Genomic DNA, 21,579 nt, shown 5'->3' with positions numbered 1-21,579 from the left:
ACATTAGCTCAGTTGGTAGAGCGATACCTTGCCAAGGTATAGGTCATCGGTTCGAACCCGATATGTCGCTCCAAATTTTAAAATTGCAAAATATGACTGACTCAGCTTAGAGTAATACCTTACTAAGGTATAGGTTTGAACCATTCTTTATTAGCTAGAAAGGTCGCTCCAACTCTCAATTTCTTTATATTATCCCTGATATCGTTTGTAGCATAAATTTATGGGCGTTTGATTAGCTCAGTTGCTTATTCTTAACATGATCAGGCGATACCTTGCTTGTTTTCCAAAGTATCAATCATCGGTTCGAACCATTCTTTGTTTATAAGAAAGATCGCTCTAAAGTAAAATATGACTGACTCTGTGTAGAGCGATACCTTGCTTACTTTTCCAAGGTATCAGTCATCGGTTCGAATCACTCTGCATGAATAGATAGGTCACTTCAAATCTTTATTCTTTAATTTAGAATTTAACTTTTGTTCGCCATTAATGAAATTTAATTATCTGAAATATAAATATTTTATAGATTATATGTTACTTGTACTTTCTTTAAACATGCTTTCTATTTCTAAAAACATCCATTCCATAATTGGGCCGTATGCCCTATCTCTTCGATTGACCACACCCATTTCGACTAATAGTGGATTGGGAATATTCTCTGTTGAAAGTTCTTTAACATCAGTATGGTACCATTGTGAATTAATGATATGTTCTGGAACCAATGCCCAGCCTAAACCTCTAATGACTAATGCTGTCATATAATAATAGCTGTCGATATACCAGTGGCGGCTTGATAAAGGTTTTGCTTGATGGTTACCGACACGATCGCGTATGACAAATTGTCGATATTGATTGAGATCATCAATGTTAGGCGCTTGAATATTTGAGAGAGGATGTTCAGTCGAAACAATGAGGCCATATTTAAATTGCCCAATGGACATGAACTCTAGTGAGTTAGGTAAGGGGCTGACATGGAAAAGGATCCCAAGATCCACTTTTTCATTGTCAACCCAACGTGCAATGTCTTCTTGAGAACCGTTAATAATGGTTAATTTAAGTTCTGGATAGACATGGGCTAATCGAGAAAAAAGTAATTCAAATGCATTAATAGGAACGGCTTCATCAATCGCTACCTGTAATTCGACTTCTTCTCCCATACAGATGGTCATTGCGCGAGATTGTAAACGCTGGCATTGCTCTATTATCCCTTGAGCTTGTATAAACATATCCTGCCCATCTTTGGTTAATGTAGGTAATTTCCCATCCCGATTAAATAGGGTAAACCCTAAGTCTGTTTCTAAGAGAGCGATAGCCGTACTGACTCTCGATTGGGCCCGACCGAGTTTACGTGCAGCAGCTGAAAATGATCCTTGATTAACCGCCATTACAAAAGCTTCTAATTGAGCGAGTGTCCAGTTCATGGTTCAAGATCTCGTTAACTATCCGAAAAGCGGATGGGAAGTGATTTTATTTATCTATTCTAGCAGAGTACTCTTTGCCTGTTTTTATAAAAAATGAAGTGTCGTTTATGCAAGTCAGTTTAAAATCCAGCAGTAACAATATGAATCGTACATTTTGGCGTTATGCTATTCCATCAATTGCTGCAATGTTAGTGAATGGTGTTTATCAAGTTGTTGATGGCATTTTTATTGGACATTATATCGGACAGCAGGGATTAGCGAGTGTCAGTATGGTATGGCCTATTATTTATGTTATCGCAGGACTGGGTTTGATGATTGGAATGGGAGCGGGAAGTTTACTGTCCATGACTCGAGGCCAAAGTGAAAAAGAGGGAATGCCTGTTAGTCAAAAAAGCATTGTTGATATTTTGTGTTCATCAAGCTTATTAATGGTTGTGATGGGCTTTTTTGTTGCTCTGACTTTAATGTTATGGGGAAGGGATTTTCTTAAGCTGCAAGGCGGAGAAGGAGAGGTCTTATTGATTGCAGAGCAATACTTAAGCCTCTTTATCGGGGGAGGGTTTATCACTATATTAGCCTCTGCCATGCCCATCTTTATTCGCAATAATGATGCGCCGACCTTAGCAACAACATTATTGATTATTGGTGCCTTACTGAATATCATTCTAGATTATTTGTTTATTGTGCAATTTGATTTGGGACTAAAAGGCGCTGCTATAGCGACATTAAGTGCACAGTTTTCTGTCTGTATCGGGGGAATATTTTACTTTCTTTCTAAGCAATCTAATATCCACTTTAAACGAGATTATATTACGTTTAATTTTTCATTAGTGAAAAAGATTGTGTTATTGGGCGCCTCAAGTTTAGTCATGTATCTATATGTGAGTTTTGTTTTTGCCTTACATAATCGCTTGTTTATGCAGTATGGTACAACAGTTAATCTCGGTGCTTTTGCTATTGTGGGTTATTTGATGGTGCTTTATTACCTCGTAGCTGAAGGGCTAGCTGAAGGAATGCAGCCATTGGTGAGTTTTTTTCATGGCGCATCACAACCACAAAAAATTAAAGCTGTAGTGATTTTGTCAATTAAGGCGACAATTATTACAGGTTTAGTCTGGATTGCTATATTAAATATTTTTCCTCATACAATGATAGGGATGTTTAATGATTTTGATGAGCAATTAATTCAAGAAGCGACTTTAGGGATACGGTTACATCTTTTTGCGATGTTTTTAGACGGTATTGTCGTTTTGGCCAGTATGTACTTTATGGCGGTAGGCTTGGGTGGGCGTTCTTTATGGATTGCTATTGGTAATTTATTGACTCAGCTGCCATTATTATATTTTTTACCCAAATGGTTTGGAATAACTGGGATTTGGTTAGTGTTACCTTTATCAACAATTATCATGTTCATTGTTGTTGTGCCTATGTTATGGCGTCATTGTTTTGCGCTATCTAAGGTTGGTCCAAAAAAGAAGCTCATTTTGCAGTCAAATTAACTGGTTTTTGTGGGTTCGCTCATGGGCTCTTCTATGTTGTCTTCTTTGCCCAAGATGTTATTAATGATTAAATAGGCTGTGGGTACCACAAAAAGACTTAAACAGGTACCTAGAGCCATGCCACCGATAATGACCCAGCCTATTTGATTACGAGCAACCGAGCCTGCTCCGTCGGAGAGGACCAAAGGCAGCGCTCCACAGATCATGGAGAGTGCTGTCATTAAGATGGGTCTTAAACGAATAGAAGCGCCATTAATAATCGCTTGACGCACATTCATGCCCTCTTTGCGCAAGTTGTTGGCAAAATCAACAATTAAAATACCATTTTTACTGATGAGTCCAACGAGCATAATTAAACCAATTTTCGTGTAGATACTTAATGTTGTGTCAGTCATATACATGGCATATAACGCACCAACAATGGCCAAAGGAACGCTTAACATTACAATGAAGGGATCGAGGAAATTATTAAAGTGCACTACAAGCAATAAATAAATGAGTGCTAAGGCAAAAGCAAAAGCGATGGCCAATTGAGAACCTGATCGTAATAAATCACGTGCTTCGCCTGTAAAATCATAGTTATAATTTTGCGGGAGCTGAGTATTGACATAATTTTCTAGGTAGTCAATTGCTTGGCTTAAAGAGTAATGATTTCCAATGCTTGCAGAGATAGTCGCTGAGCGCATTTGATCGAACTGATCTAAACTTTGCGGGATCACGGTTTCAGAAAAACTGATCACATTTTCTAGTGAAATCATTTCACCATTTGCCGCCCTGACATACATGTGGTTTAGATCAACGGGGTTCATGCGATATGCTTGAGGTACCTGAGGGATCACTTCGTAGTCGTAACCATCTAAACCAAAGAAACCAATAACAGGTTTACCCAACATGGTATTGAGGGTGCTTTCTATATCATTAACGCTTACACCTAAGTCGGCTGCTTTATCTCTGTTTATTTTTACTTGTAGTTGTGGCTTATCAATTCTAAAAGTCGTACTGGGGTTGGTAATTCCTGGGTAACCTGCTAAGTCTGCGAGAAGTTTATCGACGTGAAAGCTCATTTGCTCGTAGGTATCAGCTGATTTTAGTATGAAACTTAACGGTTGTTGTGTCCCGCCTGGAACAGTATTGAGTTTAAAGGCAAATGCTTGTATTCCTGGAATGGCAGCCGCTTTTTCTTGTATTTCTTGCAAGATTTCATCTTCACTGCGTTTACGCTCACTTTGCGGCGTCAGTAAAATCCAACTAATACTATTGGTTGCACCAAATAGAGGGATCCCGTTAATCATGCCCGAGGTTCTGCGTTCTGGAATGGAAGCATAAATATCATTAATAGGCTGAGCATATTTGACTAAATACTCATAATTGGCATTGCTGGGGCCAAGACCCAGTACGTTAATAGCTCCAGTATCTTCTATTGGCATAAGCTCTGAAGGAATATCTTCAAACAGTTTGATACCACCGAGGACTAATATAATAAAAACGGCAGCAACCATCCATTCCATGTGTAATACACTTGAGAGTGTTTTCTTATAGGCAATACGAACTTGTCGAAAGATATTATCGGCAACTTTTGTCAGTTTTGTTTGATGTCCTTTGCGAGGCAGTAAATAGGTACACATTACAGGGGAAACAAACAATGCCAGAATGCCTGAGACTAATACGACAAAGGACATGGTTAATGCAAACTCTTGGAAAAAAGCGCCAGAAAAGCCAGGAACAAAGGCAATAGGGGCAAAAACCGTTGCGACAGATAAAGTGATAGTGAAAATAGCAAAGCGAAGTTCTTTAACACCAGCGATAGAGGCTTGCAGGCGGGTCATTCCTTGTTCCATGTGACGGTGAATATTTTCTAATACCACAATCGAGTCATCAACCACTAAACCAATGGCAAGCACCCAAGCGAGCAAGGTTAAACCATTTAAACTGTACCCCATTATCCACATGACGGAAGCTGCACCTAACATGGATAAAGGAATGGTTACTAGCGGAATAGTAATCGAGCGCAGTGAGCCTAGAAACGCAAAGATAACAATAAAGACAAAAAAACCGGCTTCAAAAAATGTTTTATAGACTTCTTCTATGGATTGCTTACTAAATTGAGTGACATTCCAGTTAGGGGCAATATACAGTCCTTCAGGGGCATCCTCTTGAATGATCTTTAGTAGTGCAATAATGTTATCGGCTGTTTCTATTGAATTGGCTTTGTCGGCTGCGGTGATCCCTAAAATTACGGCAGACTCTCCGTGTACTATTCCACCACTTTGGTAATCGGTTGCGCCAAACTCACTGTAGCCAATATCTTTTATACGAACGAATCGACCATTCTCATTACGGATCACAATATTATCAAAGTCGGTTACACTGGATAAATTAGTATCTGTATTGACACTAATTTTGACTAAATCGCCATACAAAGAACCTGTGGTTGACACTAAATTATTATTGTTAAGTGCAGTGGTAATATCATCCGTTGTGACGTGATGCGCTGCCATTTTTTCAGGCAACAGCCAAATACGCATGGCGTATTGCCTTTCACCAAAAATGTTAATTTCATAAACACCTGGAACCGTTTCTAATCGAGGAATGACGATATTACGTAAATATTCTGTGATTTGTTTATTATCTAAAGTGTCAGACGTACTTTCTATGTACAAAATACCACTCGTTGCACCTGCGTTAGGGTCGATTTTTGTGATGACTGGACTGTTAATACCAGTGGGTAATTCCCACATGATCCCATTAATACGATTACCTATTTGCGATAGGGCGGCCTCCACATCGGTACCAATAAAAAACTTTAATGTGATCAGGCTTTGTTCTTCTGTATTACTGGCCATAGAATAATCTAGGCCTTCTAATCCAGTTAGTACCCGTTGCATGGGAACAGTAACAAATTCTTCCATTACTGTCGGGCTTGCGCCGGGAAAAGCGGTTGTTATGGTTACTTCAGAAGTGGGTAAAAGCGGGAAGTGCCTAACCGGCAGTTGCTGGTAAGCGGCTAATCCAACCAATATAATTAATAGACAAAGCGTAATGGCATAAACGGGTTTTTCTATAAACCTTTGAATAAGCATGTTTTTTACGCACCTTTATGTCTTTGATGGTTGAGGCTGGGATGGTTGTTTTGTTTGACCTGAACTGACTAATGCACCATCAGTGACTTTACGTAACCCAGCGCTGACAATAGTGTCTCCTGCTTGAAGGCCTTTTGTGATAATGACTGTATTTGCTTGTCTTTCGCCCAGTGTAACAACGGTTCGCTTTGCCTTGCCGTTATCGACTTTATAGACATGATTACCGTATAAAGAGTGCATCACAGCAGTTTGAGGAACGACAAGTTGAGGTTTTTTATCATCCAGCATTAAACTGATCTCAGCGTAACTACCTGGGATCAGGCCCTGAGGGGACACTTCTGCACGAATGCTTGCCGTTCGTGTGCTCTCATTGAGTAAAGGATCAATGGCATATACAGTACCGACGTGGCTAGGACTATTGCCTTCAGTACTTGAGCTAATATCAACTTTATTCCCTTTTTTAATGAGTTTGATATATTTCTGAGGAATGGAGAATTCAACGCGTAAGCGGTCAATGAGTTCTAAGCTGGCTAATTCTTGCCCAACAACAACCTCATCACCGACTTCTACATTGATAAGGCCTAAACGGCCGTCAAATTCGGCTTTGGTACTGGCTAAATCAAGGGATTGTTTTGCTGATTCAATTTTTGCTTTGCTGATAAGGTAGTTACTTTTTGCTGTGGTTAACTGTTCTAAGGAGATAACCTTTCGCTCATATAGTTTTTTTTGGCGTTCAAATTCAAACTCGGTGAGTTTTAGTTCGGCTTGGTTTTCATTAAGTTGTGCTTGAAGGACTTGCGGGTTGATTTCTAAAATGATGCTGCCTTTTTTGACATTACTGCCTGAACGCACATTAACGGCAGTGATACGACCAGCAATTTGCGCACGTAACGTGACGCCACTGAAGGATTGTATGGTGCCTACAGCATGGATAATGGTGCCGAGTTCTTTTGATTCTACCTTTGCCATTTCAACGATTGTGGCTTGTGAGGAAGGCTTTACAGCGAGTTCTTTGGCTTTATAGTCTGCTTTAATAAAATAGGATCCAACGGCAATAATGACAATGAAGGCCGTAATAATTAAAATCCTTTTTTTTCGCGGATCATTCATGTTTTATTTAACCTGTAATGTTTAAACTAGATGCATTTCCTGTCTATATTTAATGTAGTTCTAAATGAAAAAATCGCCATCTCTATTATTATGTAAATTCAAGCTTTATGTTGTATTTGTGCGATTTTTAAAATGACGCGTAAAGATTTAGCGGTTTACGTTCACAATAGGAGTTAAATGGTTTAGCTGAACCATGCATCTTGAAGTATCAATATATTGGAGAATAAGAATAATGAGTGATGATGCTTTAATTTCGACCCCTCTTTATACAAGCCAGCAAGTCAAAGCCGCTGAAATGCGAGCCGTGGAGGCTCAGAGCTGTTCATTATTTAACTTGGTTCAGTTGGCAGCGTCAGCTGCTTTTGAGTTATTAAAGCAATTAAGAAAAACAAACCAATCAATTAGTTTATTAGCTGGTAATGGCAATAATGGTTCAGATACTTATGTATTGGCAAGTTTGTTATTAAAAGAAGGGATCAAGGCTCAGGTGATGTCTCAACATAAGGCAGATTTACAGCCTGAATTGCGGCAAGCTCAAAAAAACTACCTTGATGAAGGTGGAACAATAGCGCCTTTTTGTGAGTCTAGGATTTTAGCCGCATCTGTCATTGTGGATGGATTATTAGGCACAGGGTTGAGGAAAGAAAAACTGACAACAGAAATGGATAAACTTATTTCAACAGTGAATGAAAGTGACGCTTGGGTACTGAGCTTAGATGTCCCTTCTGGTATTGATGCCAATACTGGTTTTGCTTATTCCACAGCGGTAAATGCGGATGTAACATTAACTTTTGGAGGCCAAAAACAAGGGCTATATACTGGCCGAGCTCGTCACTGTTGCGGAAAAGTTTATCATGCTTTTGTTGGACTGACAGAGCAATTGCCTGAGACAAAGACACAAGTGCTTTCTCAGTGTCATGTCAGTCAAGTTTTACCACCTAGACGAAAAGATGCTCATAAAGGTGACAATGGTAAAGTGGTCGTGATTGGGGGCGACTTAGGAATGGTGGGCGCAGTGATGATGGCGTCAGAGGCTTGTTTGAGATCAGGGGCTGGATTGGTTTCTACTATTTCAAGACCTGAGCATGGGATTATGTTGAATGCTAACAGATCTGAAGTGATGTTTTGTGCCTGTGAAAAGCCCGATATCAAAGTTAAAGATCGTATTGACTGGGCTGATGTGATTGTTATTGGGCCTGGTTTAGGTAGAGATAATTGGGGGAAGGAATTATTTAATCAGGTTAAATTGCGCCATAAACCTTGGGTGGTGGATGCTGATGCATTATATTTATTAAAAGAACAGCCTAGTTATCAAGAGCAGCGAATATTAACCCCTCATGCTGGTGAAGCTGCGAGGCTGTTGGGGATTTCTCGTCTTGAAGTTGAGCAAGATAGGTTTTCAGCTGTAGAAAAATTATACTCTATTTATCATGGTGTGATTGTGCTCAAGGGGGCTGGAACATTGATTTATGATGGTGTGAAAATAATGGTCGTTCCTGTGGGAAATCCAGGTCTTGCCAGTGGAGGAAGCGGTGATGTGTTATCGGGCATTATAGGAGCATTATTGGGACAAGGATTGACCGCTTTAAATGCAGCTATATTAGGGGTTGTGGTTCATGGCAAAGCCGCTGATATTGCAGCAATAGACGGAGAAATCGGTATGCTTGCCAGTGACCTAATGCCTTTTATTCGCCAACTGCTTAATGAGAAGATCATTAAAATATGATGGAGATTGTTTAGATAAGCAACCGTTTAGTATAAAATACTGGCAGTTATGTTCACGCCTAAAAACAATGAAAATATAAACCGTTTTTACAATCTGTAATGAAATCACTTTTTTGAAACAATTATTATTGAAGTAACTATGATATCAAGATTAACATCTGTCACATTTCACTTAAAAAATGAAAATGAGACTGTGGCCCTAGGGCTGACACTAGCCAATGTGATCTCAGCACCTTTGGTGCTTTATTTAAGTGGGGATCTGGGTGCAGGAAAGACCACACTAAGCAGAGGTTTGATCCAAGGATTAGGTCATAAAGGGGCGGTGAAAAGTCCCACATATGCACTTGTTGAGCCATATGAGCTGAATAATTTAGTGGTTTATCATTTTGACTTGTATCGCTTACTTGATCCTGAAGAACTTGAGTTTATGGGTATAAGAGATTACTTCGGAGACAATACGATCAGTTTAATTGAATGGCCTGATCGTGGGTTTGGTATGATCCCAGATGCAGATTTAAGTATTTTAATGCAATATGATGGATTAGAACGGACAATTACTTTGAATGCCACAACAGATGAAGGCTGTCGCATATTGTCGTGTATACATAATGAAAAAAAATAAACGTTTTGCACAATTTACCATATTGTTATTGGCCTGTTTTGTTTCTCTATCTTCTTATGCCGCTAATAAATTGGCCGGTGTTAGGATTTGGGCTGCACCTGAATCAACACGAGTGGTTTTTGATTTGAGTGCGTCACCGCAATATTCTCATTTTACATTAACGAACCCTTATCGAGTGGTCGTTGATTTAAAAGGAGGAACAACATCCGTTAACCTTAAGAAAATTGCAAATAATAGTAAAATAGTGAAAGGCATTCGAATCAGTACTCCGCCGAGAAAAGGGACATTACGTCTCGTTATTGATCTGAATAAACGTGTTAAAGCGAATTTATTTTCTTTATCTCCCACAGCGCCATATGGTAACCGTTTAGTCGTGGACTTAGACGACAGTCAAGTTGCGAAAAGTACTAATTTGACCGCACCTAAAAAAATGCGTGATGTCATTGTAGCTATTGATGCTGGCCATGGGGGAGATGATCCCGGTTCCATTGCAGCTTCCGGAGTTTATGAAAAAAAGGTCGTGCTTCAAATAGCGAAAAAGCTAGCAAAAAAGATTAACGCTACACCGGGAATGAAGGCGGTGATGACACGTACCGGCGATTATTTTGTTAATTTAAATAAACGATCTGAGATTGCCCGGAATAGTAAAGCGGATTTATTAATTTCAATACATGCTGATGCGTTTACGTCTCCAAGACCTAAAGGCGCTTCGGTTTGGGTGTTATCTATGCGCCGAGCAAACAGTGAAATCGGTCGCTGGCTGGAGAAAAAAGAAAAACACTCAGAGCTATTAGGCGGTGCAGGGGAAATTATTAAAAATACCGATAATGAGCAATATTTAGCCATGACTTTACTGGATATGTCCATGGATAGATCCATGGCTATGAGTCATAATGTTGCCGGGAAAGTGTTAAGTAATTTGGGTAAAGTTACCCAATTACATAAAAATAAACCTGAATCGGCCAGTTTTGCTGTGTTGAAATCACCCGATATCCCTTCAATTTTGGTTGAAACAGGCTTTATCTCTAATGCAAGAGAAGCGAAATTATTGACTCAAAGAGAACATCAAACGAATTTATCGAATGCCGTTTATAAAGGTGTCTTGTCTTATTTTAAAGCGTATCCACCAACAAATTCCTTTTTTGCAAGTCAAGCTCAAAGGCGTCATACAGTGAGAAAAGGAGAGTCTTTATCGGTATTAGCACAACGTTACCGAGTATCGATGGCCAGTATTAAAAAAGCGAATCGCTTAAAATCGGATGGTTTACGGATTGGGCAAAAATTAATTATTCCAAAAGCATAATATTATAATGCTGTTGGCGTCTTTCCTAGGTTTGGAAGTATTTTATGGCAATTCTTAAGCTGTCTCCCCAATTGGCAAATCAAATTGCAGCAGGTGAAGTGGTGGAGCGACCTGCTTCAGTGATTAAAGAGCTCGTTGAGAACGCGCTAGATGCCGGTGCGACTCAAGTTAATATTGAAATCGAAAAAGGCGGCAGTAAGCTTATTCGCATTCGAGATAATGGGGCTGGGATCGCCAAAGAAGATTTAACCTTAGCCTTATCTCGTCATGCGACTTCTAAGGTGACAAGTCTAGATGATCTCGATGCTATTTTAAGCTTCGGGTTTAGAGGTGAGGCGCTTGCGAGTATTAGCTCTGTATCAAGGCTGACTTTAACATCGAATACGTTAGAGCAAGATAAAGCCTGGCAAGCGAAAACCCAAGGGATAGAAATGGCGGTAGACGTATTACCGGCTGCACATCCTGTGGGTACCAGCATCGAAGTCATGGATTTATTCTTTAATACACCGGCTAGGCGTCGTTTTTTAAAAAGTGATAAAACAGAATTTACCCATATTGATGAATGGCTAAAACGGATTGTTTTAGTGAGACGGGATGTCCATTTTACATTGAAACACAATGGTAAAATGATACGAAACTACCGTAGTACTAGTAATCAAGCGCAATATTTACAACGTTTAGGACAAGTGTGCGGTAAAGTGTTTGCTGAAACGGCATTAGCGATAGATTGTGAACATGGAGATTTAAAACTTCATGGTTATTTACAATCTCCAGAAATTCACCTCAATCATGCCGATACTCAGTACTTCTACGTTAATGGACGTCTTATTCGTGACAGGCTGGTTAATCACGCCGTGAGACAAGCTTTTAGTGAACTCAATTCTGCGGTTAATCCTAGTTATGTGTTGATGTTGAACCTCGATCCTTTTCAAGTTGATGTGAATGTCCACCCAGCAAAACATGAAGTTAGATTTCATCAAAGCCGATATGTGCATGATTTTATATTACAAGCTTTACAATCAGCGTTAGCTCAAATGTATTTTGATGAAAATTCAAATGCCGATAAAGTGATTTTACAGAGCAGTGTTGACGATAAGGTGTCGTTACCTCAATCTATTGTGAACGCATCGGATCGATTGAAAGTGGATGAAAAAGAGCCTGAACAGTCAAATGTTCACTCACATTATTTTTTGCCAACTCACTCAATTGGAGAAAACAAAGTATCACAAATATCTTCTGGGTTAAGGGAACATACAGCTTACACAGCAGAGAATAATCAAGATGATACTGAACATAACGTCATCGCCAAACAATGGGAGGGCTCAAAGGGGAGCGCAGAAGAGATAGTCACCCATAATAGCAATAGTCCAAATCTAAAATCGACTCAACACGGAAAAGGGGCTTATTCGGCTGGAAAGCAGGGTCATGATTTACCTTCTCAAGCTGAAATTGTTGCCTATGGTGCTTTGTTGACAACGTCTCAGGATGTGGTGGGACTCAAGAAAAGTGCGCATTCAAATATATCAATGCCCTTGATGTTAGCAAAGGAGTATTGGGTCCTCACTCAGGATGAGGAATTGTTACTGGTAAAGATAAAAGACATTCAGAAAATTGTATTGAAAAATGAAATAAAGACTAAGCTAGCCCATGGGCTGATTAGCCAGCCTTTATTAATGCCTGTGTCTGTAGCGGCCGATCCTGATTGGATTGATACCATTAAATTAAGAGAAGTTTGTTTTAAAAAGTTGGGGATTGAGCTATCAATTCGACTTGGGCAGTTGATAATAAAGAAAGTGCCCCCATATTTAAGAGACAGTCAGTTAGCGACGCTTATCCCTGAGTTATTACAATGGCTAAGGTTTGAAGCTCCTGATGATGCTGCTTTAGTCACTTGGTTAGCAAAAGCCGCTGTGGTGAAGTTTATTGCACCATCAGAGGTGTGGTTGAAATGGATTGAGTTGGATGAAGATGTTCAGCAACAAGTAATAGCAAAGCAAGCTACCAGATTACCCTGGCAAGCATGGTTAAAAGAGAATACGAGTGAGTAGAGACATATCTCCAAAAGTGATTACCTTGATGGGGCCTACTGCATCAGGTAAAACAGCATTAGCGATAAAACTCGTACAAGAGTTCAATTGTGAAATCATATCTGTGGATTCAGCTTTAATTTATAAAGGCATGGATATTGGTACGGCGAAACCGACAGAGAGTGAACTTAAATACGCGCCTCATCGCCTAATCAATATTATTGAGCCGAATGAAAGTTACTCTGCGGCTGATTTTAGGCGAGATGCCTTAAATGAAATTGAAAAGATTTTGCTGCGGGGAAAAGTGCCACTTCTCGTGGGCGGGACAATGCTTTATTTCAAAGCGCTGTTGGAAGGTTTATCACCTTTACCTGCAGCGGATGAGACAGTCCGCCAACAAATCGCATTAGAGGCTCAAACTAAAGGCTGGTCGTGTTTACATGAGGAATTATCGAGTTTTGATCCGATTTCAGCAGCAAGGATCCACCCTAATGATCCCCAAAGGTTATCACGTGCAATCGAAGTTTATCGGCTCTCTGGGCGCTCTTTAACGGAGCTTTCTCAAACAAAATCTGATACCTTTCCTTACGATGTTGTGCAATTTGCGATTGCACCCACCGATAGAAAGATGTTACACAAGACTATTGAACAAAGATTTAGTGAGATGTTGGCTGAAGGGTTTGTTGAAGAAGTTCGAAAATTGAAAGCCAGAAAGGATCTACATTTAGATTTACCATCAATGCGTTGTGTTGGTTATCGTCAATGTTGGGAATACCTAAATGGTGACATTGAATATGATATTATGGTTGAAAAAGCTGTCGTCGCGACTAGGCAATTGGCTAAGCGTCAACTAACATGGTTACGAGGATGGCCAGAATTAAATTGGCTAGAAAGCGGTGAGGAAAATAATCTTGCTACAATAATGCGACTGTGTCGCTAGCTTATTAGCTGCAGCTGTATAATACTAAAACCAAACAATAAAGTTTTCTTTATTAGATTTATTACTGAATATTACATAAAAAGGAAATGAGAAATGGCTAAGGGGCAATCTTTACAAGACCCGTTTTTGAACGCTTTGCGTCGTGAGCGCGTTCCTGTATCAATCTATCTCGTTAATGGTATAAAATTACAAGGTCAAGTTGAGTCTTTTGATCAATTTGTGATTTTATTGAAGAACACTGTTAGCCAAATGGTATACAAACATGCCATTTCAACTGTAGTGCCTTCTCGTCCATTTAATGTGTCTAATCATCAGCCATCACAGAATGCGCAGCAAAATTATAATGCGCCTATTGATGACAACGGTGAAGTCTAATTTGAGGAGTTTGCTTTTTGTTTGATCGTTATGAGGCAGGTGAAAGTGCTGTACTGGTTCATGTTGATTTTTCTGATGAAGATAGTAGAGAAGATCTCCTTGAACTGCAGTTATTAGTCGAGTCAGCAGGAGCCCAGTCAATTGGCGTTATTACAGCGAGTCGTCGTTCTCCGGATAGAAAGTATTTTGTCGGTTCAGGAAAGGCAGAAGAATTAGCGGCTTTAGTTGCAGCCACAGAGGCTAATGTTGTCATTTTTAATCATGCCTTAAGTCCTGCTCAAGAGAGAAATCTGGAGCATCTATGCCAATGTCGTGTATTAGATCGTACCACGTTGATTTTAGATATTTTTGCCCAAAGAGCGAGAACCTATGAAGGAAAGTTGCAGGTGGAGCTAGCGCAATTGCGCCACATGTCAACGCGCTTAATTAGAGGATGGACCCATTTAGAGAGGCAAAAAGGTGGTATTGGTATGCGCGGGCCTGGGGAAACTCAGCTTGAGACGGATAGACGCCTATTAAGAGGTCGAATAAAAAGCATCAATAAACGCTTAGCTAAAGTTGATAAGCAAAGGGAGCAAAGTCGACGGGCACGAAATCGTAGTGATTTAGCAACCGTTTCTTTAGTGGGGTACACCAATGCAGGAAAGTCGACTTTATTTAATGCGTTGACACTCTCAGAGGTGTATGCTGCCGATCAGCTCTTTGCAACATTAGATCCTACGTTAAGAAAATTGGATTTAGATGATGGCAGCGTGATTCTTGCTGATACGGTTGGGTTTATTAGGCATTTGCCTCATGATCTCGTTGCTGCTTTTAAGGCAACGCTACAAGAAACACGTCAGGCTGATTTATTGCTGCATATTGTTGACTGTGCAGATGAAAATATGGGTGACAATTTTGAACAAGTGCAAAATGTACTGAAAGAAATTGAAGCTGATGATATACCACAATTGATTGTATGTAATAAGATAGACTTACTTGATGATGTGAGCCCTCATATCGATTATGATGATGAGGGGAAGCCTATGCGAGTATGGATTTCGGCTCAGAAACAGCAAGGTTTAATGCTGTTACAAGAGGCAATCAATGCCTTGGTAGGAAAAGCAATTAGTCAATTTACCTTGCAAATTCCTGCCAGTGCAGGGCATTATCTTGGACATTTTTATCGGCTGGATGCCATACAAGCAAAGGAATATGACGATTTCGGTAATTGTATTTTGTCTGTGCGTTTGTTAGAAACTGATTGGCTTCGCTTAACGAAACAGAGTCATGGGGAATTAACGACTTTTATTGTTGAAGAAAATGATACAGTAGAAGTTAATATTTAGTCGTTTCTTTTATTTTTATATGAATACGGAGTACTAAATGGCTTGGAACGAGCCCGGTAACAAGGGCAACGACCCTTGGGGAAAGAAGAATGGGAATGATAAAGGCCCACCAGATTTAGATGAAGTATACCGTAACCTAACCAAACGCTTTGGCGGAAAAGGTGGGGGGTCGGGCGTGAGCTCTTTTGCGGTATTAATCGTACTTGGGATCCTCGTTGTTGCGTGGGGGTTATCCGGTTTTTATACGGTAAAAGAAGCAGAAAAAGGCGTCGTCCTTCGTTTTGGTCAATATGTTGGTGATATTGGTCCTGGCCTGCATTGGAAAGCGACTTTTATTGATACGGTTATCCCTGTGAATGTGTCCACTGTTCGCTCTATTCCAGCGTCTGGTAGCATGTTAACGAAAGATGAAAACCTAGTTCAGGTTGAAATGGATGTACAGTATCGCGTTGTGAACGCAAGAGATTACCTATTCAGTGTGGTCAATGCGGATAGTAGCTTAAGTGAAGCAACTGACAGTGCACTCAGATTTGTTGTGGGTCACAATACCATGGATGCGATTTTAACCACTGGGCGCGATCAAATTAGGCGCGATACTTGGGATGAAATTAATCGTATTATGAAGCCTTATAATACGGGCATTGAAATTGTCGACGTCAACTTTTTACCTGCTCGACCACCAGAGCAAGTGAAAGATGCTTTCGATGATGCCATTTCTGCGCAAGAAGATGAGCAACGCTTTATTCGAGAAGCTGAAGCTTATTCGCGTGAAATCGAACCTAAAGCGCGTGGTGAAGTGCAGCGTATGGATGAGCAAGCTAATGCTTATAAACAGCGTGTAACGTTAGAGGCAGAAGGTCAAGTGGCGAGCTTTAATAAGCTGGTACCGGAATACCTTGCTGCACCGAATGTGACTCGTGAGCGTTTGTATTTAGATGCGATGCAAGCGGTGTTGTCAGGTACAAATAAAGTGTTAGTTGATTCAAAAAATAGTAATAACATGATGTATTTACCATTAGATCAATTGCTTAATTCTTCGACAAAAAAGAGCAGTAACACTTCGAAACAAAGTAGCATTCAAGTGACACCAACAAGCGTTTCAGGGATCCCAAGCAGTATTCCTATGGATGGCCGATCCAGTCGCAGTGATCGTACTAGACAGGGGAGAAACTAATCATGGGTAGACTTAGTGCTATTATTGTTGCCTTAGTGATTGCCATTGGTTTGTCATCATTGGTTGTGGTCAATGAAGGAGAAAGGGCAATTGTTTCTCGTTTTGGTGTGATCATCAAAGTGGATGGTAAAACCAAAGTATATAGTCCTGGCTTACATTTAAAAGTGCCTTTCTTGGACAAAGTGAAGTTTCTTGATGCGCGCATTCAAACCTTGGATGGCCAAGCGGATCGCTTTGTGACGTCTGAGAAGAAAGATTTAATGGTCGATTCATACGTTAAGTGGAAGATCATGGATTTTGAGCGTTATTACCTTTCAACCAATGGCGGACAAAAAGCCACGGCTGAATCGTTATTGCAACGTAAAATCAATAATGATCTTCGCACTGAATTTGGTCGCCGTACCATTAAACAAATTGTCTCGGGTGAGCGTGATGAAATGCAGTCTGAAGCACTTAAAAATGCAAAAGACAGTGCTGCTGATCTTGGTATCAAAGTGGTTGATGTGCGTGTGAAGCAAATCAATCTACCTGCTAATGTGAGCAGCAGTATTTATCAACGCATGCGTGCAGAGCGTCAAGCTGTTGCAAAAGAGCATCGTGCGCAAGGTCGTGAGCAAGCAGAGATTATTCGTGCTAGAACCGATGCGAGTGTGACGGTTCAAATCGCAGAAGCAAAAAGAAAAGCACTGACTACTCGCGGTGAAGGAGATGCATTGGCGGCGAAAATTTATGCTGACTCTTATACCAAAGCACCGGACTTGTATAGTTTCATGCGTAGTTTAGAAGCCTATAAAGCCAGTTTCGCTAATGGTTCAAATATGATGGTGTTGGATCCCGATAACGATTTCTTCAAATTTATGAAGAGTCCGACGGGCAAATAATTCGCCATTAAAACTCAATGAGTAACTGAAGCCCGATTTTTATCGGGCTTTTTTATTGCTATAAATCATTTGAATGTGTTTTGTTAGCTTTTTAATGGTTAAAAATTACATCTGTATTAGTTTGTCGCAGTCAGTCGTTATTTTTATTGTCTATTTTTTGTGCATAAATGTCGTTCAAGTTAACATAGTTAATATACTTGTGTATTTTCGCTATGATCTGTTTCTAATTTTTGGCTATAATGAGCGCGCCTCAAATCTATGTTAATTGATTTAAGTAGATAAGCTTAATTTCAAGTAACGTTATAAAACAAAAATTCCAACACTCTCTGGAGATAAGTGGATGAGCAATGCGCCAGTCAATACCGGACGTCGCAGATTCCTGACCGCAGCAACCGCCGTAGTGGGTGGTGCTGGTGCCGTCGCTGTAGCGGTTCCTTTTATTAAGTCATGGAATCCGAGTGCCAAAGCGAAAGCTGCAGGTGCGCCGGTTCAAGTAAATATTAACAAATTAGAGCCCGGTCAATTGATCCGTGTTGAGTGGCGCGGGAAACCTGTATGGGTTGTCCGTCGCACTGAATCGGTTCTCACGGAGCTTCCTACGCATGATGATCAATTACGTGATCCTGATTCATTAGAACCTCAGCAACCTGTGTATGCACAGAATGTGGGTCGTTCTATTAATCCTGAGTATTTTATTGCCGTTGGTTTATGTACTCACTTGGGTTGCTCACCAACCTATCAGCCTGATACGTTCGGTGAACAAGTTAAAGGGGTAACCTCTGGATTTTTCTGTCCTTGTCACGGTTCTAAATTTGACATGGCAGGTCGTGTTTTCCAAGGCGTACCTGCTCCGTTAAATTTAGTGATCCCACCACATCAATATCTTGATGACGGTACCGTACTTATCGGCGAAGATGAAGGGGCTACCGCATGATTAAAAATCTAATCAACTGGATTGATGAGCGTATTCCAATGACGGCGACCTATAACCGTCATGTGGGTCAATACGCAACACCCACCAATTTCAACTTTTGGTATTTTTTTGGTTCATTGGCCTTACTTGTTCTGGTTAACCAGTTGGTAACAGGTATTTGGTTAACCATGAACTATGTGCCGACGTCAGAAGGGGCTTTTGCGTCTATTGAATACATCATGCGTGATGTAGAGTATGGCTGGCTATTACGATATATGCATTCCACGGGGGCATCCGCCTTCTTTGTGGTGGTTTATTTGCATATGTTCAGAGGCTTATTATACGGTTCTTACCAAAAGCCTAGAGAATTATTATGGCTATTTGGAATGTTGATTTTCTTGGTGTTAATGGCTGAAGCCTTTATGGGATACTTATTGCCTTGGGGACAAATGTCTTACTGGGGCGCACAAGTGATTATCTCATTGTTTGGTGCAATTCCCGTTATTGGTGATGATTTAACGCTGTGGATCCGAGGTGATTTTGTTGTTTCGGGCGCAACCTTAAACCGTTTCTTTGCCTTGCATGTTATCGCTTTACCATTAGTACTGGTTGTACTGGTATTCTTGCATTTAATTGCTTTGCATGAAGTTGGGTCAAATAACCCAGATGGTATTGAGATTAAAAAGAATAAAGACGAAAATGGTTGGCCAAAAGACGGTATTCCGTTCCACCCATATTATACCGTGAAAGATATCATGGGAACGGCGGCTTTCTTAATTGTGTTTTGCTACATTCTGTTTTTCATGCCAGAAGGCGGCGGTTATTTCCTTGAAAAACCGAATTTTGAAGCGGCAAACCCAATGAAAACACCTGAGCATATTGCACCAGTTTGGTATTTCACTCCTTTCTACGCTATTTTGCGTGCGATCCCTGATAAGTTAATTGGGGTCATTGGTATGGGCTTGGCGATTGCTGTGTTGTTTATTTTACCATGGCTTGATCGTTGTAATGTGAAATCAATACGCTACCGTAGTATGACCCATAAGGTCAATATTACTCAATTTGCTATTTCGTTTATTGTGTTGGGCTATTTAGGGGCTGTTCCTGCAACACCTGAACTGACCATTGCTGCGCGGATCTTTACTGTGACTTATTTTGGTTTCTTCGTTTGGCTGTGGATTTACAGTAAAAATGAGAAAACCAAACCCGTACCAGAGAGGGTGACACACTAATGAAAAAATTATTAATAGCATTAGTCGCTTTAATTCCTACGTTTGCTATGGCAGCAGGAAGCAATGTTCATCTTGAAAAAGCCAATATTGACTTGCATGATAAAGAGTCTCTGCAGCGTGGTTTGAATTTATTTCAAAACAATTGCTCAGGTTGTCACAGTACTCAGTATCAACGATATGAGCGAGTGGCGACGGATTTGGATATTCCTCTTGATGAAATGAGTCAGCAGTATTTATACAATGACACTAAAATTGGCGCGTTAATGGAAAACGCGATTACCGATGATGATGCTGCTAAGTGGTTTGGTGCTGTGCCTCCTGACTTAACCTTAGTAGGTCGTGTTCGTGGTGAAGATTGGATTTATACTTACCTTAAAAGTTTTTATAAAGATGAATCTCGTCCATTTGGTGTGAACAATACGGTCTTTCCATCTGTCGGTATGCCACATGTGTTACAAACACTGCAAGGTGTTCCGGTTCTTCAAGAAGATGGTTCTATTGTTTCAACCGGTGGCGAGCTGTCTGCTGAAGAGTATGATCAAGTTGTTCGAGATATTACTGGATTTTTAGTATACTCAGGTGATCCTGTTAAACTTGAACGTGAAAGTTTAGGTTGGTGGGTGCTTGGATTCCTGTTTATTTTCTTCATTGTGTCTTATCTATTGAAGAAAGAATATTGGAAAGATGTACACTAAGCACCAATAAGAGTTAGAATAGCGTATTCATATGTTGTAAACGGGGGGCTATGCCCCTCGTTTGCATTTTTGTTTTTTTACAGATCCCGGAGGGTATCAATGGCTGTTGCTGCCAATAAACGCTCAATCATGACCCTGTACTCAGGCGCTGACGACCTTTATAGTCATCAAGTTCGTATTGTTTTGGCTGAAAAAGGGGTTACTGTCGATGTACTTCAGGTCGACCCTAATGACATGCCTGAGGATTTAATTGAAATTAATCCTTACAACAGTGTACCTACTTTGGTTGATCGTGAGCTTGTGTTGTATAACTCACGGATCATTATGGAGTATTTGGATGAGCGTTTTCCACATCCACCATTAATGCCAGTTTATCCGGTTTCTCGTGGTCAAACACGTTTGATGATGCACCGTATTGAATCAGATTGGTATACCTTAGTTGATCGTATCAGAAAAGGTGATCGAGTTGATTCTGCTCGCAAAGAGTTGCAAGAAAGCTTAACGGCTATTGCGCCTATTTTCACTGAAATGCCATTCTTCATGAGTGAAGAATTTGGCTTAGCTGATTGTTATTTAGGCCCATTATTATGGCGTTTGCCAGAATTGGGTATAGAACTTGATAATCGCGTCGCAAAAGAGATCAAAGCTTATATGACACGTCTATTTGATCGTGAGTCATTTAAAGCCTCTTTGACTGAGACCGAACGTGAAATGCGTATGGGTATGTAATGAAAGAACTATCACCGAATCGTCCTTATTTACTTCGTGCTTATTATGAGTGGCTAATGGATAATGAGCTCACACCACATGTTGTCATCGATGCTTATGTGCCAAATACCATGGTACCTCAACAATATGTTAAAGATGGGCAAATTGTACTGAATATTTCATCCAGTGCTGTTTCTGAGCTTGTTATCTCTAACGAGAGTATTGAGTTTAGTGCGCGTTTTGGTGGTGTATTACAGCAATTGTTTTTACCTATGGCGTCAGTGATTGCTATTTATGCCCGTGAAAATGGTGCGGGGACGGTATTTGATTTGGAAGATGCTTATCAAACCCCCGAAGAGCCCGAAGAACAAGGCTTAGCAATTGTCGAAGAGTCACAAGAAACGGTAAAAAGTGATACGAAAACCGATAAAGCTGAACAATCAAAACGTCGTAGTCACTTAACATTAGTGAAGTAACGGCAATATTTGATTGAGTATGACTTCAAATTGATGTTGAAAAGCCAATCAACGGATTGGCTTTTTTGTTTTT

The 21,579-nt window shown here is 40.3% G+C and carries 18 protein-coding genes; 15 read left to right on the top strand and 3 right to left on the bottom strand.

The genetic code is table 11. The features are described 5' to 3' along the window. Nucleotides 1-524: 524 nt before the first annotated feature. The gene (locus tag Q0976_RS06345) at nt 525-1,418 is read right to left on the bottom strand and encodes a LysR family transcriptional regulator (protein ID WP_299492173.1); all 894 of its coding nucleotides are present in this window, start codon (nt 1,416-1,418) and stop codon (nt 525-527) included. 107 nt (nt 1,419-1,525) lie between these two features. On the opposite strand from Q0976_RS06345, the gene Q0976_RS06340 reads away from it, so the two are divergent. Further along, on the top strand, nt 1,526-2,917 hold the full coding sequence (locus Q0976_RS06340) for an MATE family efflux transporter (protein ID WP_299492171.1): 1,392 nt from the start codon (nt 1,526-1,528) through the stop codon (nt 2,915-2,917). Here Q0976_RS06340 and Q0976_RS06335 read toward each other — a convergent pair. Both Q0976_RS06335 and Q0976_RS06330 read right to left on the bottom strand, forming a co-directional pair. Beyond that, nucleotides 2,914-5,997 (bottom strand): efflux RND transporter permease subunit, encoded by a 3,084-nt coding sequence (locus tag Q0976_RS06335; protein ID WP_299492169.1) that lies wholly within the window; start codon nt 5,995-5,997, stop codon nt 2,914-2,916. The two genes, Q0976_RS06340 and Q0976_RS06335, sit on opposite strands and share 4 nt — an antisense overlap. A 15-nt stretch (nt 5,998-6,012) precedes the next feature. Then, complete coding sequence (locus Q0976_RS06330; RefSeq protein ID WP_299492167.1) at nt 6,013-7,107, bottom strand: efflux RND transporter periplasmic adaptor subunit; 1,095 nt, start codon at nt 7,105-7,107, stop codon at nt 6,013-6,015. A 232-nt stretch (nt 7,108-7,339) separates the two neighbouring features. On the opposite strand from Q0976_RS06330, the gene Q0976_RS06325 reads away from it, so the two are divergent. The 14 genes from Q0976_RS06325 (at nt 7,340) to Q0976_RS06260 (ending at nt 21,506) form a co-directional block, all read left to right on the top strand. After that, nucleotides 7,340-8,833 carry an NAD(P)H-hydrate dehydratase gene (locus tag Q0976_RS06325; RefSeq protein ID WP_299492165.1) on the top strand — a complete coding sequence of 498 codons (1,494 nt, stop codon included), beginning with the start codon at nt 7,340-7,342 and terminating at the stop codon, nt 8,831-8,833. Between the two features lie 138 nt (nt 8,834-8,971). Continuing rightward, the gene (gene tsaE, locus Q0976_RS06320) at nt 8,972-9,454 is read left to right on the top strand and encodes a tRNA (adenosine(37)-N6)-threonylcarbamoyltransferase complex ATPase subunit type 1 TsaE (protein ID WP_299492163.1); all 483 of its coding nucleotides are present in this window, start codon (nt 8,972-8,974) and stop codon (nt 9,452-9,454) included. Continuing rightward, nucleotides 9,441-10,757 (top strand): N-acetylmuramoyl-L-alanine amidase, encoded by a 1,317-nt coding sequence (locus Q0976_RS06315; protein ID WP_299492161.1) that lies wholly within the window; start codon nt 9,441-9,443, stop codon nt 10,755-10,757. Before tsaE ends, Q0976_RS06315 begins: the two co-directional genes overlap by 14 nt. A 44-nt stretch (nt 10,758-10,801) precedes the next feature. Next, nucleotides 10,802-12,805 carry a DNA mismatch repair endonuclease MutL gene (gene mutL / locus Q0976_RS06310; protein WP_299492159.1) on the top strand — a complete coding sequence of 668 codons (2,004 nt, stop codon included), beginning with the start codon at nt 10,802-10,804 and terminating at the stop codon, nt 12,803-12,805. Continuing rightward, nucleotides 12,798-13,724, top strand: a complete 927-nt coding sequence (miaA, locus tag Q0976_RS06305; RefSeq protein ID WP_299492157.1) for a tRNA (adenosine(37)-N6)-dimethylallyltransferase MiaA — start codon at nt 12,798-12,800, stop codon at nt 13,722-13,724. Before mutL ends, miaA begins: the two co-directional genes overlap by 8 nt. Before the next feature lie 93 nt (nt 13,725-13,817). Continuing rightward, nucleotides 13,818-14,099, top strand: a complete 282-nt coding sequence (gene hfq, locus Q0976_RS06300) for an RNA chaperone Hfq (protein ID WP_299492155.1) — start codon at nt 13,818-13,820, stop codon at nt 14,097-14,099. Nucleotides 14,100-14,116: 17 nt separating this feature from the next. Then, entirely contained in the window at nt 14,117-15,427 is a 1,311-nt protein-coding gene (gene hflX, locus Q0976_RS06295; RefSeq protein WP_299492153.1) for a ribosome rescue GTPase HflX, read from the top strand. Nucleotides 15,428-15,464: 37 nt separating this feature from the next. Further along, complete coding sequence (hflK, locus tag Q0976_RS06290; RefSeq protein WP_299492151.1) at nt 15,465-16,601, top strand: FtsH protease activity modulator HflK; 1,137 nt, start codon at nt 15,465-15,467, stop codon at nt 16,599-16,601. 2 nt (nt 16,602-16,603) lie between these two features. Continuing rightward, nucleotides 16,604-17,482, top strand: coding sequence for a protease modulator HflC (gene hflC / locus Q0976_RS06285; protein ID WP_299492149.1), 879 nt, complete (start codon nt 16,604-16,606; stop codon nt 17,480-17,482). Nucleotides 17,483-17,822: 340 nt separating this feature from the next. Continuing rightward, the gene (gene petA, locus Q0976_RS06280) at nt 17,823-18,416 is read left to right on the top strand and encodes a ubiquinol-cytochrome c reductase iron-sulfur subunit (RefSeq protein WP_299492147.1); all 594 of its coding nucleotides are present in this window, start codon (nt 17,823-17,825) and stop codon (nt 18,414-18,416) included. Beyond that, entirely contained in the window at nt 18,413-19,627 is a 1,215-nt protein-coding gene (locus Q0976_RS06275) for a cytochrome bc complex cytochrome b subunit (RefSeq protein ID WP_299492145.1), read from the top strand. Before petA ends, Q0976_RS06275 begins: the two co-directional genes overlap by 4 nt. After that, nucleotides 19,627-20,322, top strand: coding sequence for a cytochrome c1 (locus tag Q0976_RS06270; RefSeq protein WP_299492143.1), 696 nt, complete (start codon nt 19,627-19,629; stop codon nt 20,320-20,322). Before Q0976_RS06275 ends, Q0976_RS06270 begins: the two co-directional genes overlap by 1 nt. A gap of 99 nt (nt 20,323-20,421) precedes the next feature. Further along, nucleotides 20,422-21,051 (top strand): stringent starvation protein SspA, encoded by a 630-nt coding sequence (sspA, locus tag Q0976_RS06265; protein ID WP_299492141.1) that lies wholly within the window; start codon nt 20,422-20,424, stop codon nt 21,049-21,051. Further along, entirely contained in the window at nt 21,051-21,506 is a 456-nt protein-coding gene (locus tag Q0976_RS06260) for a ClpXP protease specificity-enhancing factor (protein ID WP_299492139.1), read from the top strand. The genes sspA and Q0976_RS06260 overlap by 1 nt, the downstream gene beginning before the upstream one ends. Nucleotides 21,507-21,579: the final 73 nt, after the last annotated feature.

This window comes from uncultured Shewanella sp. (genome assembly GCF_947501665.1).
GTDB lineage: Bacteria > Pseudomonadota > Gammaproteobacteria > Enterobacterales > Shewanellaceae > Shewanella.
The sequence above is the reverse complement of the archived record's forward strand: the minus strand, read 5'-3'. Positions and strand labels throughout refer to the sequence as shown.